Annotated in this window: 14 protein-coding genes; 12 read left to right on the top strand and 2 right to left on the bottom strand. The window is 72.5% G+C overall.

Translation table 11 applies throughout. The features are described from left to right. The first annotated feature begins 22 nt into the window (after window positions 1-22). The 9 genes from HOQ23_RS10375 to HOQ23_RS10335 all read left to right on the top strand — a co-directional run bounded on the left by HOQ23_RS10375 (window position 23) and on the right by HOQ23_RS10335 (window position 8,606). Window positions 23-874, top strand: coding sequence for an amino acid ABC transporter permease (locus tag HOQ23_RS10375; protein WP_172214407.1), 852 nt, complete (start codon window positions 23-25; stop codon window positions 872-874). A gap of 8 nt (window positions 875-882) precedes the next feature. Beyond that, window positions 883-1,635: an amino acid ABC transporter ATP-binding protein gene (locus HOQ23_RS10370; protein ID WP_172214405.1), complete on the top strand. Its 753-nt coding sequence runs from the start codon at window positions 883-885 to the stop codon at window positions 1,633-1,635. 82 nt (window positions 1,636-1,717) lie between these two features. After that, window positions 1,718-2,875, top strand: a complete 1,158-nt coding sequence (locus HOQ23_RS10365; protein ID WP_172214403.1) for a CaiB/BaiF CoA-transferase family protein — start codon at window positions 1,718-1,720, stop codon at window positions 2,873-2,875. 55 nt (window positions 2,876-2,930) lie between these two features. Next, window positions 2,931-3,674: a glutamine amidotransferase gene (locus HOQ23_RS10360; RefSeq protein WP_172214401.1), complete on the top strand. Its 744-nt coding sequence runs from the start codon at window positions 2,931-2,933 to the stop codon at window positions 3,672-3,674. A 230-nt stretch (window positions 3,675-3,904) separates the two neighbouring features. Further along, on the top strand, window positions 3,905-4,336 hold the full coding sequence (locus HOQ23_RS10355) for a pyridoxamine 5'-phosphate oxidase family protein (protein ID WP_172214399.1): 432 nt from the start codon (window positions 3,905-3,907) through the stop codon (window positions 4,334-4,336). 58 nt (window positions 4,337-4,394) lie between these two features. Beyond that, complete coding sequence (locus HOQ23_RS10350; protein WP_172214397.1) at window positions 4,395-5,861, top strand: NAD(P)/FAD-dependent oxidoreductase; 1,467 nt, start codon at window positions 4,395-4,397, stop codon at window positions 5,859-5,861. 51 nt (window positions 5,862-5,912) lie between these two features. Beyond that, window positions 5,913-6,104, top strand: coding sequence for a CsbD family protein (locus HOQ23_RS10345; RefSeq protein ID WP_172214395.1), 192 nt, complete (start codon window positions 5,913-5,915; stop codon window positions 6,102-6,104). Between the two features lie 316 nt (window positions 6,105-6,420). Then, complete coding sequence (locus HOQ23_RS10340; protein ID WP_172214393.1) at window positions 6,421-7,896, top strand: DEAD/DEAH box helicase; 1,476 nt, start codon at window positions 6,421-6,423, stop codon at window positions 7,894-7,896. An 11-nt stretch (window positions 7,897-7,907) separates the two neighbouring features. Next, window positions 7,908-8,606: a CPBP family intramembrane glutamic endopeptidase gene (locus tag HOQ23_RS10335; protein WP_172214391.1), complete on the top strand. Its 699-nt coding sequence runs from the start codon at window positions 7,908-7,910 to the stop codon at window positions 8,604-8,606. 24 nt (window positions 8,607-8,630) lie between these two features. Here HOQ23_RS10335 and HOQ23_RS10330 read toward each other — a convergent pair whose 3' ends face one another. Together HOQ23_RS10330 and HOQ23_RS10325 are read right to left on the bottom strand one after the other, a co-directional pair. Further along, entirely contained in the window at window positions 8,631-9,518 is an 888-nt protein-coding gene (locus HOQ23_RS10330) for an NAD(P)H-binding protein (RefSeq protein ID WP_172214389.1), read from the bottom strand. Window positions 9,519-9,560: 42 nt separating this feature from the next. Then, window positions 9,561-10,328: a MerR family transcriptional regulator gene (locus tag HOQ23_RS10325; protein WP_172214387.1), complete on the bottom strand. Its 768-nt coding sequence runs from the start codon at window positions 10,326-10,328 to the stop codon at window positions 9,561-9,563. Window positions 10,329-10,482: 154 nt separating this feature from the next. Between HOQ23_RS10325 and HOQ23_RS10320 the strand changes: the two genes are divergently transcribed. The 3 genes from HOQ23_RS10320 (at window position 10,483) to HOQ23_RS10310 (ending at window position 14,734) form a co-directional block, all read left to right on the top strand. Then, window positions 10,483-11,694, top strand: a complete 1,212-nt coding sequence (locus HOQ23_RS10320; protein WP_172214385.1) for an acetyl-CoA C-acetyltransferase — start codon at window positions 10,483-10,485, stop codon at window positions 11,692-11,694. 33 nt (window positions 11,695-11,727) lie between these two features. Then, on the top strand, window positions 11,728-13,935 hold the full coding sequence (locus tag HOQ23_RS10315; RefSeq protein WP_172214383.1) for a 3-hydroxyacyl-CoA dehydrogenase NAD-binding domain-containing protein: 2,208 nt from the start codon (window positions 11,728-11,730) through the stop codon (window positions 13,933-13,935). A 109-nt stretch (window positions 13,936-14,044) separates the two neighbouring features. Beyond that, entirely contained in the window at window positions 14,045-14,734 is a 690-nt protein-coding gene (locus tag HOQ23_RS10310) for a histidine phosphatase family protein (protein ID WP_172214381.1), read from the top strand. Window positions 14,735-14,867: the final 133 nt, after the last annotated feature.

Here is a 14,867-nt window from a genome sequence, read left to right as displayed (position 1 = left end):
CCTCCCGTGTTGACTGATCCCCATGACTGACACCTGGGCGCCGAGCGAGCGCGAGCTCGAGCGGCGCCGGGTGCGTCGGGCGCGCCGCCGATCCTCGGTGCTGGTGGCGACGGCCGCGACCGTCGTCGTCTTCGCGCTGCTCGCCCTGGGCGTCACTAGCACCCCCGGCTGGGAGCGGGTGCGTGAGACGTTCTTCGACCCTGGGCACGCCCGGGACGTGCTGCCCGACATCTGGGGAGTGTTCTGGAAGAACGTGCTCATCTTCCTCGCCGCCGAGCCGTTCATCCTGCTGATCGGCCTGGCGCTGGCGCTGGTCCGCGTCTCGCGGTCCGCGCTGCTCACCCCGCTGCGCATCGTCGCGGTGCTGTGGACCGACGTGCTGCGCGGCGTGCCGACGGTGCTGCTGATCCTGCTGCTCGGGTTCGGCGTCCCGGCGCTGCGCCTGGAGGGCCTGCCCACCAGTGGGCTGTTCTGGGCGGCCGTCGCGCTGGTGCTGTCCTACTCCGCCTACGTCGCGGAGGTCTTCCGCGCGGGCATCGACTCCATCCACCCCTCCCAGCTCAACAGCGCCTCCGCGCTCGGGCTGAGCCGCGGCCAGGCGCTGCGGTTCGTGGTGGTGCCGCAGGCCGTGCGCCGGGTGGTGCCGCCGCTGCTCAACGACTTCGTGTCGCTGCAGAAGGACACCGCACTGGTCTCCCTCGTCGGCGCCTTCGACGCGGTGTACGCCGCGCGCGACTACACGGCGTACCACTTCAACTACACGGCGTACGTCGTCGTCGCGCTGTTCTTCGTGGTGCTCACCGTGCCGCTGGCGCGGTTCACCGACTGGCTGCAGCGGCGCTGGGTCGAGAAGGAACGGGCGGGTGCCCTGTGAGTGGTCCTGTGAACGAGCCGCTGCTGGAGGTCCGCGACCTGCGCAAGCCCTACGGCGAGCGCCTCGTCCTCGACGGGGTCTCGCTGACCGTGAACCCCCACGACGTGGTCTGCCTGATCGGGTCCTCGGGCTCGGGCAAGTCCACGCTGCTGCGCTGCATCGACCTGCTCGAGGACATCGACGATGGCGTGATCCGCTTCGAGGGTCGCGAGATCTCCGACCCGCGCGTCGACCCGCGCGAGGTGCGCCAGCGGATGGGGATGGTCTTCCAGGCCTACAACCTCTTCCCGCACCTCACCGTGCTGGACAACTGCACGCTCGCCCCGCGGCGGGTGCACGGCGTCGGGCGTGCCGCCGCCGAGGAGCGCGCCCGCGACCTGCTGGCCCGCTTCGGGCTCGCCGACGAGGCCGACAAGCACCCCGACCGGCTCTCCGGCGGCCAGCAGCAGCGCGCCGCCCTGGTCCGCGCGCTGTGCACCGGGCCCAGCCTGCTGCTGCTCGACGAGATCACCGCGGCGCTGGACCCCCAGCTGGTCGGCGAGGTGCTCGGCATCGTCCGCACCGAGGCGGCCGCCGGCACCACGATGGTGATCGCCACCCACGAGATGGCCTTCGCCCGCGACGTCGCCACCCACGTCTGCTTCCTCGACGGCGGCCGCATCCTCGAGCAGGGCCCGCCGGAGCAGATCTTCAGCGAGCCCCGCGAGCCCCGCACGCGGGAGTTCCTGCGACGGGTGCTGCCGACCGCCCCCGGGCTGTAACGCCGGTCGCGCCCCACCCCGCGCCGAGACGCCCCCGGGAACCCCCTCCCACTGTGACAGTGGTTCTGTCATGATCGGCGCCATGACGTACGAACTGGGTCAGGGCAGCGGGCCGCTGCGCGGGGTGAAGGTCGTCGAGATCGCGGGGATCGGGCCCGGTCCGCACGCGTGCATGATCCTCGCCGACCTCGGCGCCGACGTGATCCGCGTCGAGCGGCCGGGCGGCCAGGCGCTGGCCGGCGGCGCGGGCAACCTGCTCAACCGTGGGCGTCCCAGCGTCGCGCTCAACCTCAAGGACCCCGAGGCGACCAAGACCGTCCTGGAGCTCGTCGCCGACGCCGACGTCCTCGTCGAGGGGATGCGCCCCGGCGTCACCGAGCGCCTCGGCCTCGGTCCCGAGGACTGCCACGCGGTCAACCCGCGCCTGGTCTACGGCCGGATGACCGGCTGGGGACAGGACGGCCCGCTGGCCCAGGCGGCCGGGCACGACATGAACTACATCGCGATCACCGGTGCGCTGCACGGCCTCGGGCAGGACAAGAGCCGCCCGCACTTCCCGACCAACCTGGTCGGCGACTTCGGCGGCGGCTCGACGTACCTCGTGATCGGCATCCTCGCCGCCCTCCTCGAGGCGAAGGTCTCGGGCCGCGGCCAGGTCGTCGACGCGGCGATCGTCGACGGCACCGCCCACCTCAACGCGATGGGCGCGGCGTTCCTCGCGATGGGCACCTTCACCGAGGAGCGCGCCGCCAACCTGCTCGACGGCGGGATGCCGTTCTACGACATCTACGAGACCTCCGACGGCCGGCACATGTCGGTCGGCGCGCTGGAGCCGCAGTTCTTCGACGCCTTCGTGACCCTGCTCGGCATCAAGGACCGCGCGCCCGGCCAGTTCGAGCTCGAGCGCACCGACGAGCTGCGCCGGCTGATCACCGAGGCGTTCCTGAGCCGCACCCAGGCCGAGTGGGTGGAGCTCTTCGAGGGCACCGACGCGTGCGTGGCCGGCATCATCCCGATCAGCGAGGCGGCCACGCACCCGCACATGGCGGCGCGCGAGGTGTTCGTGGAGAAGGACGGCTTCCTCCAGCCGCAGCCCGCGCCCCGCTTCTCGCGGACCCGCGCCACCATCGGTACGCCGCCCCCGGCCACCGCCGGCGCCCAGACCCGCGCGGCGCTCAGCGCCTGGGGGATCGCCGACGTCGACGGCCTGCTCGAGCGCGGGGTCGCGGTCCAGGCCTGAACCTGAGCCCGACGGGACACCGGGGGCTGATGGACACGACGCGGGTGGAGACGACATGAGGCCGTTCCTGTTCCTGGGCACCCGCCCCGAGGACGACGCCGCCGATGCCGAGTACGCCGCGGTCCTGCGGTGCGCCGGCCTGGAGGAGCGCGACGTACGACGGGTGCGCCTGGACCGCGGGTCGCTGGCGGACGCCGTCGGGGACCTCGACCTCGAGGACTGGTCCGGGATCGTGCTCGGCGGCGGGCCGTACACCGTGACCGACCCGCCGCAGCTCAAGGGACCCGACCAGCTGCGCGCGGAGGTCGAGCTGCGCGCGCTGGCCGAGCGGGTGGTCGAGGCGGACACGCCGTTCCTGGGCGCCTGCTACGGCATCGGCACGCTCGGCGGGCTGCGCGGCGGGCACGTCGACCGCGAGCACGGCGAGCCGATCGGCGCGGTGACGGTCCGGCTCACCGAGGCCGGTGCGGTCGATCCGCTGCTGGGCACGATGCCGCCGGAGTTCCAGGCGTTCGTCGGCCACAAGGAGGCGGTCAGCCGGCTGCCCGAGGGCGCGGTGCTGCTGGCCTCCTCCGAGACCTGCCCGGTGCAGGCGTTCCGGCTCGGCTCCCGCGTCTACGCCACCCAGTTCCATCCCGAGCTCGACGACGACGGCCTGGTGAAGCGCATCGAGATCTACCGCCACCACGGCTACTTCGAGCCGCTCGAGGAGGCCGAGCTGATCGCCCACGCCCGCTCCGCCGTGGTGACCGAGCCCCCGCGCCTGCTCGCCCGGTTCGTGGACCTCTTCGCCCGCTGATCCGTCGAGTCGAGACTTCCGCCCGGTCGAGTCGAGACTTCCGCCCGGTCGAGTCGAGAGTTCTGACGCTCGAGCCGAGACTTGGGTGCGCCACGAGCGCCGACTCGCGCCACCACGAGCGCCGACTCGGCGAAGGACCGGGACCTCCGGCCCTGTGCCGGCCCGACGACGCGACCTAGGTTGGTCGCAGGCCCCTGGAACCGCGGGGACAGCACGAGGAGGAAGTGCCGATGTCGGTGGGCGACGAGATGGTGACGGTCCTGGACACCGAGGAGTGCTGGCGGATGCTGCGCTCCCACGAGCTGGCGCGCATGGCGTTCCGGCTCGTCGACGAGGTCCACCTGGTCCCGATCAACTACGCGGTGGACCACGACACGCTGCTGTTCCGCACCGCCGAGGGCGAGAAGCTGCTCAGCGTCGTGATGCACGGCGAGGTCGTCCTCGAGATCGACGAGATGGACGACGAGCAGGCGCGCAGCGTGGTCGTGCGCGGCACCGCCCGGCTGCTCGAGGAGGACGAGGCGCACCGCGCCGACAACCTCCCGCTGCGGCCCTGGGTCGGGACCGCGAAGTACAACGTCGTCGAGATCGTGCCCCGCGAGATCACCGGTCGCGTCTTCGCGCTGAGCCGGCCCTGGACCCACTACCTGCCGGAGTCCTGAGCCGCCGCTGGCCGAGTCGGCGCCGGCAGGCTCATCGGCCCCGCCCTACGCTGCGGGCATGAGCGCCGACCCCACTACTCCCGGGCCCGCCCCCGAGCACGTCGACGTCCTGGTGATCGGGGCCGGTCTGTCCGGCCTCGGCGCCGCCGCGCAGCTGCGCGAGCACCACCCCGGGCGCAGCCTGGCGGTGCTCGAGGCCCGCGACGTCAGCGGCGGCACCTGGGACCTGTTCCGCTATCCCGGGATCCGCTCGGACTCCGACATGTTCACCTTCGGCTACCGCTGGCGGCCCTGGGTGGGCGACACCGCGCTGGCCGACGGCGCGTCGATCCTCGACTACGTCCGCACCGTCGCCCGCGAGCGCGGCGTGGACCGTCTGGTGCGCTACGGGCACCGGGTCGTGAGCGCCGACTGGGACTCCGCGAGCGCCCGCTGGCGGGTGCGGGTCGACCGAGGCGGCGAGGAGCTCACCCTGACCGCCGGCTTCGTGCACTGCTGCTCGGGCTACTACGACTACGAGAGCGGCCACACCCCCGAGCTGCCCGGCATCGAGCGGTACGACGGGGAGGTCGTGCACCCCCAGCACTGGCCCGAGGACCTCGACCACGCCGGCAAGCGGGTCGTGGTGATCGGCAGCGGGGCCACCGCCATCACGCTGGTCCCGGCCCTGGCCGCGGACGCGAAGCACGTGACGATGCTGCAGCGCTCCCCGACGTACGTCCTGTCCCGGCCGGGCCGCGACCCGGTCGCCAAGGTGCTCGACCGGCTGCCGGCGCGCCTGGCGTTCCCGGTGGTGCGGTGGAAGAACATCCTCCAGGCGGTCGCGTTCTACCAGGTCGCGCGGCGCCGTCCGGGCGTCGTGAAGCGGCTGATCCGCTCCGGCGTCGCCGCCCAGCTGCCGCCCGAGGTCGACGTGGACACCCACTTCCGGCCCAGCTACGACCCGTGGGACCAGCGGCTGTGCTTCGTGCCGGACGGTGACCTGTTCCGCGCCATCCGCAGCGGCGGGGCCTCCGTCGTGACCGACACGATCGACACCTTCACCGAGCGCGGCATCCGGCTCGCCTCCGGGCAGGAGCTGGAGGCCGACGTCGTGGTCACCGCGACCGGGCTGCGGCTGCTGCCGTTCGGCGGGATCGCGCTCAGTGTCGACGGCGAGCCGGTCACGCTGTCGGAGACGATGGCCTATAAGGCGCTGATGCTCAGCGGCGTGCCCAACTTCGTCTACACGATCGGCTACACCAACGCCTCCTGGACGCTCAAGGCCGACCTGGTCAGCGAGTACGTCGCACGCCTGCTGCGCCACCTCGACGAGCGCGGCGCGCGCAGCGTCGTACCCGTGCGCGAGCCGGGCGTGGGCGAGCGCCCGTTCATGGACTTCCAGTCCGGCTACGTGCTGCGGGCGCTGGACCGGCTGCCGCGCCAGGGCGACCGCGCGCCGTGGATGCTGAAGCAGAACTACCTCACCGACGTGCGCACCATCCGGCGCGACCGGATCGACGACGGGGTGCTCCGCTTCACCTGAAGTTCGCCCGAACGGGTACCGGAAGGGTCCGCAACGTTCGAGGAGGAATCGATGGGATTCACCGACAAGGCGAAGAACAAGGCCGAGGAGTTCGGCGGCAAAGGCAAGGAGAAGACCGGGGAGGCCACCGGGGACCGCGACCTCCAGGCCGAGGGCAAGGGCGACCAGGCGTCCGCCGGCGTGAAGCAGGCCGGCGAGCACGTCAAGGACGCCGCCAAGGACCTGAAGGACGGCCTGAAGTAGCCGCTGTCGACACGATTGGTGCGCCGGGACGGCATCTGGCCGGCCCGGCGCGCCATTGGTGCCGAACCACCCTCCCGTCGGTCGAGCGGCACACCACAAGCGCCGACTCGCGCCACCACACGGGCCGACTCGCGGAAGGCCCGTGTGACCCAGCAGGCGGCGCGGGGATGCGAGAGATGGGGGCGGGGCGCCGTACGCTGCACACGCGGCCCGTCCTGTCTTGCCTCGGGCCTGCTGTTCGTCCCTGTGGCTCCGTCACCGGAGCCGGACGAGCCCCTTCTTCTGGCGAGACACCGCCACAGTGAGTGATATTTCCTTGTCTTCCTCTTCCTTCGCCGATCTCGGCGTGCCCTCCGACCTCGTCGCCCTGCTCACCGAGCGCGGCATCACGGTCCCCTCGCCGATCCAGGCGGCGACTCTTCCCGACTCCATGGCCGGGCGCGACGTGCTCGGCCGTGGCCGCACCGGCTCCGGCAAGACCTACGCGTTCCTGCTCCCGCTGGTGACCCGGCTGCGTTCCGCCGGTCGCCGCTCGGCCGCCGGCCGCCCCCGCGCCCTGATCCTGGCCCCGACCCGTGAGCTGGTCGGCCAGATCAAGGAGGCGCTGGACCCGCTGGCCGCTGCCGCGGGCCTCACCACCCAGACCATCTTCGGCGGCGTCGGGCAGAACCCCCAGGTCGCCGGCCTGCGCCGCGGCGTGGACATCGTCCTGGCCTGCCCGGGCCGCCTCGAGGACCTGATCAGTCAGGGTCACTGCGACCTCGGCTCGATCGAGGTCACCATCCTCGACGAGGCCGACCACATGGCCGACCTCGGCTTCCTGCCGGCCGTGCGCCGGATCATGGACAAGACCCCCCGCGAGGGCCAGCGCCTGCTGTTCTCGGCGACCCTCGACAACGGCATCAACGTGCTGGTCAAGCGGTTCCTGAACCAGCCGGTGACCCACGAGGCCGACTCGGCCCAGTCGCCGGTCTCGACGATGGACCACCACGTCCTGCACCTGCCCCGCGAACAGCGCGTGTCGGTCCTGGTCGACCTGGCCAGCGCGCCGGGCCGCACCGTGGTCTTCACCCGCACCAAGCACGGCGCCAAGGCGCTGACCCGCCAGCTGAACAAGTCCGGCGTCCCGACCGTCGAGCTGCACGGCAACCTCAGCCAGAACGCCCGCACCCGCAACATGGACGCCTTCCACGCCGGCAAGGCCAGCACCCTGGTCGCCACCGACATCGCGGCGCGCGGCATCCACGTCGACGACGTGGCCCTCGTGATCCACGCCGACCCGCCGGCCGAGCACAAGGCCTACCTGCACCGCTCGGGCCGTACGGCGCGCGCCGGTGCCGCGGGCACCGTGATCACGCTGATGACCGACGACCAGGTCCGCGACGTGCGCGACCTGACCCGTGCGGCGGGCATCAAGCCCACCATCACCAAGATCGACGGCCCGAAGCACCCGATGCTCACCACGCTGGCCCCCGGCGAGCGCACCATCGTCATCGGCGGCCTCGAGCTCGAGGTTCCGGCGCAGGCCCCCGGCCGTCGTCCGTCGAGCGGTGGCCCCGCGGGCAACGGCGGCGGTCGCAACCGGCGCCGCGGCGGCGCGTCGGGCTCGGGCCAGTCCTCGAGCCGCGGCGGCCAGGGCGGCGGTCGCTCCGGCGGCCAGTCCGGCTCCCGGTCGGCCAGCAAGCCCGCCGGTGCGGGCCGTTCGGGCCGCCCGGCCCGTGGCGGCAGCAGCGGTGGCAGCGCCACCGGTGGCAGCCACAGCGCGGCGAGCTTCTCCTCGGGTCGCCGCTAGTCTCGAAAGCCATGAGCCCGGTGCGCAGCTGGTTGCAGCGCTCCCTGTGGGAGGTCGTCCCGCGCGATCATCGCGAGACGCCCGCAGCGCTGCGCCGCCGCCAGCTGGTCACCGCCGGGTTCGTGCTCGTCGGCGCCGTCGTGCTCGGGCTGTCGCTGCGGATCGAGCCGGGCAATGCCTGGTTCTACCCCGCGACGTTCGGGCTCGCCGGTGTGTGGGCGCTCGGGGCGTTCTGCTCCGGGCCCCTGCACCTGGGCCGCATCGCGCGACGTGACGAGCTGGTCCGGCCCTGGGCGACACCGATCGCCCTGGGGGCCGGGCTGGCCGGCCTGTTCGTCGTCGGCGGCCTGGCCGTGCGCGAGCTGCCCTGGCTCTCCGGCCAGGTCAGCTCGGTGCTCGACTTCGCCGACCAGGGGTCGGTCCCGCTGCTGGTGGTGATCACGGCGGCCAACGGCGTGGCCGAGGAGCTGTTCTTCCGCGGCGCCGTGTACGCCGCGATCCCGCGGCACCCGGTCGCCTGGACGACGCTGGCCTACGGCGTCGCGACGCTGGCGACCGGCAACCTGATGCTGTCCTTCGCGGCCCTGCTGCTCGGCGTGGTCGTCGGGCTGGAGCGCCGCGCCTCGGGCGGCATCCTCGGGCCGATCCTGACCCACTGCACGTGGTCGCTGTCGATGCTGCTGGTGCTCCCGCTGGTCTTCGGCGCCTGAGCCGCCCGGCCTGCCTGGGCCCCCTCAGTCCTCCGCGAGCGCGCGGCGTACCGCGTCGGCGTAGGCCAGCGGCTCGCCCGGCACGATCTCGCGGATCGCGGGGTCGGTGACCACCACCCGGTTGCCCATCGACTCGATCAGGTTGGCGGCGGTGGTGGTGTCCACCCCGGTGACCAGCTTGATCCACCACGACGACAGCACCGGCGTCCCGACGGGGGCCTGCAGGATCGGCAGCCGGCGCCCGTGCATCTCGCGCGCCGCCTGCTGGAGCATCTCCAGGTAGGTCAGCTGGTCGGCGCCGCCGATCTCGAGCACCCGCCCCGTCGCGGCCTCGTTGTCGACGACCCCCGCCAGGTAGCGCACCACGTCGTCGATCGCGATCGGCTGGGTCAGCGTCGCGGCCCACCGGGGCACCACCATCGCGGGCAGGTTCTTGACCAGGCGCCGGGTCATCTCCCAGGAGATGCCCCCCGCGCCCACGACGATCGCGGCGCGCAGCACCGTCACCGGTACGCCGGCCTCCCCGAGCAGGTCCTCCACCTCGCGGCGCGAGCGCAGGTGCGGGGAGAGCGTCTCGTCCTCGGAGCCGAGCCCGCCGAGGTAGACCAGCTGGCGCGCCCCGTTGGCGGCCGCGGCGATCCCGAATCCGCGGGCCGCGTCGGCGTCCTTGCGCTCGAAGTCGTCGTCGTCGAGGGAGTGCACGAGGTAGATCGCGACGTCCACGTCCTCCAGCGCCGGCCCGAGGGTGCCCGGGTCGTGCACGTCGCCGAAGACCGGCTCGCCGGGGCCCCGGTAGGTGTCGGGGTGACGCGTCATCGCCTTGACCCGGTGGCCGCTGTCGAGCAGCGCGGGCACCAGACGGCGCCCGACGAAGCCGGTGGCGCCGGTGACGAGCACGGTGGGGGACGTCATGCAGCCACCCTAGGAACGACCCGCAAGCGGGCCGGGGCGCTGCTAGCGCGCGTCCCGCGCGGCGGGCTCCTCCGGCTGCTGGTCCCGCGCCCGGCGGGCCCGCTCGGCGATCCGTTCGCGCTTGGTCTCGTCCATGGCCGTCTCGTAGGCGGTCACCAGGCTCGCGATCGACAGCGGCTTGAGCCGCTCGACGACCTCCTGGATCTTCTCCGGGGAGGTCCCGGCCTCCTTGTAGACCGGCCAGACCATGGTGCGGAACAGCTCGTTGAGCTCGCGGGCCAGTGCGCGCCCGTGCGCGGCGTACACCTCGGCGGCGGCGACGGCCGCCTCGGTGGGGAAGCCCAGGTCGAGCAGGCCGAGGCCGACGCTCAGCTGCGACAGCGACACCTCGTAGCGCCCGCGCCGGTTGCGGACCACGATGCCGAGCGCCGCGAGCGTCGCCAGGTCGTCGTCGGACAGCGAGCGGCCGGCGCGCCGCTCCAGCTCGGCGTGGGTCATCTCGGCCGGCTGGTCGGCCTGCCAGGGCGCCAGCATCGTGCGGTGCAGGGCGATGTCCTCGGGCGTCGCGTCGGCGGGGATCGCGGCGACGTACTTCTCGATCGCGGCGAGGGTGAAGCCGTGGCCCTGGAGCTCCTGCACCAGCTCCAGGCGGGCGACGTGGTCGGTGCCGTAGTAGCCCGAGCGACCCCGTCGCACCGGCGGCGGGACCAGGCCCTTGGAGGTGTAGAAGCGGACGTTGCGCACGCTCATGCCGATGCGTGTCGTGAGCTCCTCCAAGGTGAGCAGCTCGCCGGACTCGATCTGGGTCATGGTCGTGGCCTCCTGTCGCGGCGTCGTCCGCGTGGTCCAGGTCACACGGGGCGAGTTGCCCCGACGCTCTTGACCGTGACACTAATGGTGTCACAATCAAGGGACCAACCCGGGCGCAGGCCCGACCATCGACACATCTTTCGCAAGGACGGTCATGGCAGAAGCATTCGTGTACGACCACATTCGTACGCCGCGCGGCAAGGGCAAGGCGGCGGGCTCGCTGCACGAGGTCAAGCCGGTCGACCTCGTGGTCGGGCTGCTCGACGAGATCAAGGTCCGCAACCCCTCCTTCGACGCCGCGCGCGTCGACGACGTCGTGCTCGGCGTGGTCTCGCCGATCGGCGACCAGGGCGGCGACATCGCCAAGACGGCCGCACTGGCCGCCGGCTACCCCGACACCGTCGCGGGCGTGCAGCTCAACCGCTTCTGCGCCTCCGGGCTCGAGGCCGTCAACCAGGCCGCGTCCCGCGTGCGGGGCGGCTTCGAGGACCTGATCCTCGCCGGCGGCGTGGAGTCGATGAGCCGCGTCGCGATGGGCTCCGACGGCGGCGCCTGGGCCTCCGACCCGGCCACCGCGCTCAAGTCCGGCTTCGTGCCGCAGGGCATCGGCGCCGACCTGATCGCCACCCTCGGCGGCTGGAGCCGCGAGGACGTCGACGCGTACGCCGCGCAGTCCAACCACCGCGCCGCGAAGGCGTGGGCCAACGGCTACTTCGCCGACTCCGTCGTACCGGTCAAGGACCTCAACGGCCTGACCGTGCTCGCCACCGACGAGCTGATCCGCCCCGACACCAGCGTCGAGAGCCTCTCCGGGCTGCGGCCCAGCTTCGCCCAGATCGGCGCGGACGCCGGGTTCGACGACGTGGCGCTGGAGAAGTACCACTGGGTGGAGCGGATCAACCACGTCCACCACGCCGGCAACTCCTCCGGCATCGTCGACGGCGCGGCCCTGGTCGCGATCGGCTCCGAGGAGGTCGGCCAGCAGCTCGGGCTGACCCCGAAGGCGCGCATCGTCGCCACCGCGGTGTCCGGCGCCGACCCCACGATCATGCTCACCGGTCCGGCGCCGGCGGCGCGCAAGGCGCTCGCCAAGGCCGGGCTCGAGGTCTCCGACATCGACCTGTTCGAGATCAACGAGGCGTTCGCCGCCGTCGCGATGCGGTTCATGAGCGACATGGGGATCACCGACGAGATCACCAACGTCAACGGCGGCGCGATCGCCATGGGTCACCCGCTCGGCGCGACCGGCGCGATGATCCTCGGCACCCTGGTCGACGAGCTCCGCCGTCGCGACCTGCGCCGCGGCCTCGCCACGCTCTGCGTGGGCGGCGGCATGGGCATCGCCACCATCGTCGAGATCGTCTGACCGGCCCGTCGAACCGAAGGAACCCATACAGCGATGAGCACCACCACCACTGAGTCGGCCGTCCGCTACGAGCGCGACGCCGACGGCATCGTCACCCTGACCCTCGACGACCCCACGGCGAGCGCCAACACCATGAACGAGCTGTACAAGACCTCGATGGCCGACGCCATCGGGCGCCTGTACGCCGAGCTGGAGGCCGACCCCGAGTCGGTCACCGGCGTGGTCCTGGCCAGCGCGAAGAAGACCTTCTTCGCCGGCGGCAACCTCAAGAACATGGTCACCGCGACCAAGGACGACGCGCAGAACGTCTTCGACATGGCCGAGGGGATCAAGGCCGACCTGCGTCGCCTCGAGACCTTCCCCCGCCCGGTCGTCGCCGCCATCAACGGCGCGGCGCTCGGCGGCGGCTTCGAGATCTGCCTGGCCTGCAACCACCGCATCGCCGTGGACGACCCCAAGGTCGCCCTCGGCCTGCCCGAGGCGACCCTCGGCCTGCTCCCCGGCGGCGGCGGCGTCACCCGCATCGTGCGCCTGCTCGGCCTGCAGGCCGGCCTGATGGAGGTGCTGCTCACCGGCGCCCAGTTCAAGCCCGCCCAGGCCAAGGAGAAGGGGCTGGTCGACGAGCTGGTCGCCACCCGCGAGGACCTGGTCCCGGCCGCGAAGGCGTGGATCAAGGCCAACCCCGAGGCCTCGCAGAACCCGTGGGACGCCAAGGGCTACAAGATGCCCGGCGGCACCCCGAAGTCCCCGGCCCTCGCCGGCTTCCTGCCGGCGTTCCCGGCGCTGCTGCGCAAGCAGACCAAGGGCGCCGTCTACCCGGCCACCCGGGCGATCCTGTCCGCGGCCGTCGAGGGGGCGCAGGTCGACTTCGACACCGCCTCGCGCATCGAGTCGCGCTACCTCACCAACCTGGTGATCAACCAGGGCGCCAAGAACATGATCCAGGCGTTCTTCTTCGACCTCCAGGCGATCAAGTCCGGCTCGCTGCGCCCGCAGGGCATCGAGCCGTGGAAGGCCACCAAGGTCGGCGTCCTCGGCGCCGGCATGATGGGCGCCGGCATCGCCTACGTCTGCGCCCGCGCCGGCATGCAGGTCGTGCTCAAGGACGTCTCGACCGAGAACGCCGCCAAGGGCAAGGCCTACTCCGAGAAGATCAACGCCAAGGCCGTGGGCCGCGGCAAGCTCACCGAGGAGAAGAGCCAGGAGCTGCTCGACCGGATCACGCCGACCGGGGACGCCTCCGACCTCGCCGGCTGCGACCTGGTGATCGAGGCGGTCTTCGAGGACCCGGCCCTCAAGGCCAAGGTCTTCGCCGAGGTCGCGCCGTACGTCAACGACGACGCGCTGCTGTGCTCCAACACCTCCACGCTGCCGATCAGCGAGCTGGCCACCGGCGTGGACCGCCCGGCCGACTTCATCGGCCTGCACTTCTTCTCCCCGGTGGACAAGATGCCGCTGGTCGAGATCATCAAGGGCAAGGAGACCTCCGACGTCGCCCTGGCCAAGGCCTACGACGTGGTCCAGCAGATCCGCAAGACCCCGATCGTGGTCAACGACAGCCGCGGCTTCTACACCTCGCGGGTCATCGGGTTCATGGTCAACGAGGGCATGGCGATGCTCGCCGAGGGCGTGCAGCCCTGGACCATCGAGCGGGCCACCACCCAGGCCGGCTACCCGGCCCCGGTGCTCCAGCTCTCCGACGAGCTCAACCTCGAGCTGATGTCGAAGATCGCCGCCGCCACGAAGGCCGCCGCCGAGCGCGACGGCTCGACGTACGACGCCCACCCGGGCACCGTCGTCGTGGACAAGATGATCGAGGCCGGTCGCCCCGGCCGGCTGCGCGGCAAGGGCTTCTACGACTACGACGAGGCCGGCAAGCGCGGCTCGATCTGGTCGGGCCTGGCTGAGCTGTTCCCGGTCGCCGATGAGCAGCCGTCGATCCAGGACTGCAAGGACCGGATGCTGTTCGCGGAGGCACTGGAGACCGCGAAGTGCTTCGAGGAGGGCGTGATCACCTCCGCCGCGGCAGCCAACATCGGCTCGATCATGGGCATCGGCTTCCCGCCCATGACCGGCGGCGCGGCGCAGTTCATGACCGGCTACGAGGGCGCCGACGGCGAGATCGGCCTGGCCGCGTTCGTGGCCCGCGCCGACGAGCTCGCCGAGAAGTACGGCGACCGCTTCCGCCCCACGGCGTACCTGCGCGAGCTGGCGGCCAGCGGGGGCTCCTTCCCGGCCTGATCGCCGCACGCACCCCCAGACCGGCGTCGGTCCCGCATCCGCGGGGTCGGCGCCGGTCGGCCGTCCGGGGTGGGTCGGAGGTCACGGTGATGCTCTAGCGTGCGGGCGCATGGGTCTCCTGCTGCTGGTGCGCCACGGCCAGGCCTCCTTCGGGGCCGACGACTACGACGTGCTGTCGCCGACCGGCTGGGCTCAGGGCCAGGCGCTGGGCGCCGACCTGGCCGCCCGGGGGATCGCCCCCACCGCGCTGCTGCGCGGCGACATGCGCCGGCACCGCGAGACCCTCGAGGCGATGCTCGAGGGCGCCGACGGCGCGCCGGGCTGGGACCCGGCGCGCGTCGAGGTGGACGCCGGCTGGGACGAGTTCGACCACCGCGCCGTGGTCGCCGCGGACCCCGCCGTACCCCACGGTGAGCTGGACCGCCGCGCCTTCCAGGCCGCCTTCGAGCGCGCCACCGCGCGCTGGTGCGCCGGCACCCACGACGCGGAGTACGACGAGTCCTGGCCGGCCTTCCTCGGCCGCGTGCGCGGCTCGCTCGAGCGCGCGACCGACCGGGCCGGCAGCGGGCAGGTCGTCGTCGCGGTGACCTCCGGCGGCCCGGTCGCCGCCGCCTGCGCGACCCTGGTCGGCGGCGCCGGCGACGGGGACGCGGCCCTCGCCGCCCGCCTGTGGTCGCGCTTCAACACCGTGGTCGTCAACGCCGGCGTCACCCGCGTCGTCGTCGGCTCCACCGGCCCCCGCCTCCTGAGCTTCAACGAACACCCCCACCTCGACGGGGACCTCCTGACCTACCGCTGAGTCGAGACCCCCGACGGTCGAGTCGAGACTTCTGACGGTCGAGTCGAGAGCTCGCGCCGGCCTGCCCGGTCCAAACCCTCGACTCAACGGTCGAAAGTGCCGACTCAACCGGCGCCGACTCGGCGGTGTAGAA

The organism is Nocardioides sp. zg-DK7169 (assembly GCF_013155365.1).
GTDB lineage: Bacteria > Actinomycetota > Actinomycetes > Propionibacteriales > Nocardioidaceae > Nocardioides.
This window is presented reverse-complemented; position numbering and strand designations above follow the sequence as displayed.

What these genes read in the sequence shown, in the direction of transcription:
- HOQ23_RS10350 (WP_172214397.1), top strand. Translation starts at nt 4,395, where the DNA reads ATGAGCGCCGACCCCACTACTCCCGGGCCCGCCCCCGAGCACGTCGAC.
- HOQ23_RS10310 (WP_172214381.1), top strand. Translation starts at nt 14,045, where the DNA reads ATGGGTCTCCTGCTGCTGGTGCGCCACGGCCAGGCCTCCTTCGGGGCC.
- HOQ23_RS10330 (WP_172214389.1), bottom strand. Translation starts at nt 9,518, where the DNA reads ATGACGTCCCCCACCGTGCTCGTCACCGGCGCCACCGGCTTCGTCGGG.
- HOQ23_RS10325 (WP_172214387.1), bottom strand. Translation starts at nt 10,328, where the DNA reads ATGACCCAGATCGAGTCCGGCGAGCTGCTCACCTTGGAGGAGCTCACG.
- HOQ23_RS10355 (WP_172214399.1), top strand. Translation starts at nt 3,905, where the DNA reads ATGTCGGTGGGCGACGAGATGGTGACGGTCCTGGACACCGAGGAGTGC.
- HOQ23_RS10315 (WP_172214383.1), top strand. Translation starts at nt 11,728, where the DNA reads ATGAGCACCACCACCACTGAGTCGGCCGTCCGCTACGAGCGCGACGCC.
- HOQ23_RS10365 (WP_172214403.1), top strand. Translation starts at nt 1,718, where the DNA reads ATGACGTACGAACTGGGTCAGGGCAGCGGGCCGCTGCGCGGGGTGAAG.
- HOQ23_RS10375 (WP_172214407.1), top strand. Translation starts at nt 23, where the DNA reads ATGACTGACACCTGGGCGCCGAGCGAGCGCGAGCTCGAGCGGCGCCGG.
- HOQ23_RS10320 (WP_172214385.1), top strand. Translation starts at nt 10,483, where the DNA reads ATGGCAGAAGCATTCGTGTACGACCACATTCGTACGCCGCGCGGCAAG.
- HOQ23_RS10335 (WP_172214391.1), top strand. Translation starts at nt 7,908, where the DNA reads ATGAGCCCGGTGCGCAGCTGGTTGCAGCGCTCCCTGTGGGAGGTCGTC.
- HOQ23_RS10360 (WP_172214401.1), top strand. Translation starts at nt 2,931, where the DNA reads ATGAGGCCGTTCCTGTTCCTGGGCACCCGCCCCGAGGACGACGCCGCC.
- HOQ23_RS10345 (WP_172214395.1), top strand. Translation starts at nt 5,913, where the DNA reads ATGGGATTCACCGACAAGGCGAAGAACAAGGCCGAGGAGTTCGGCGGC.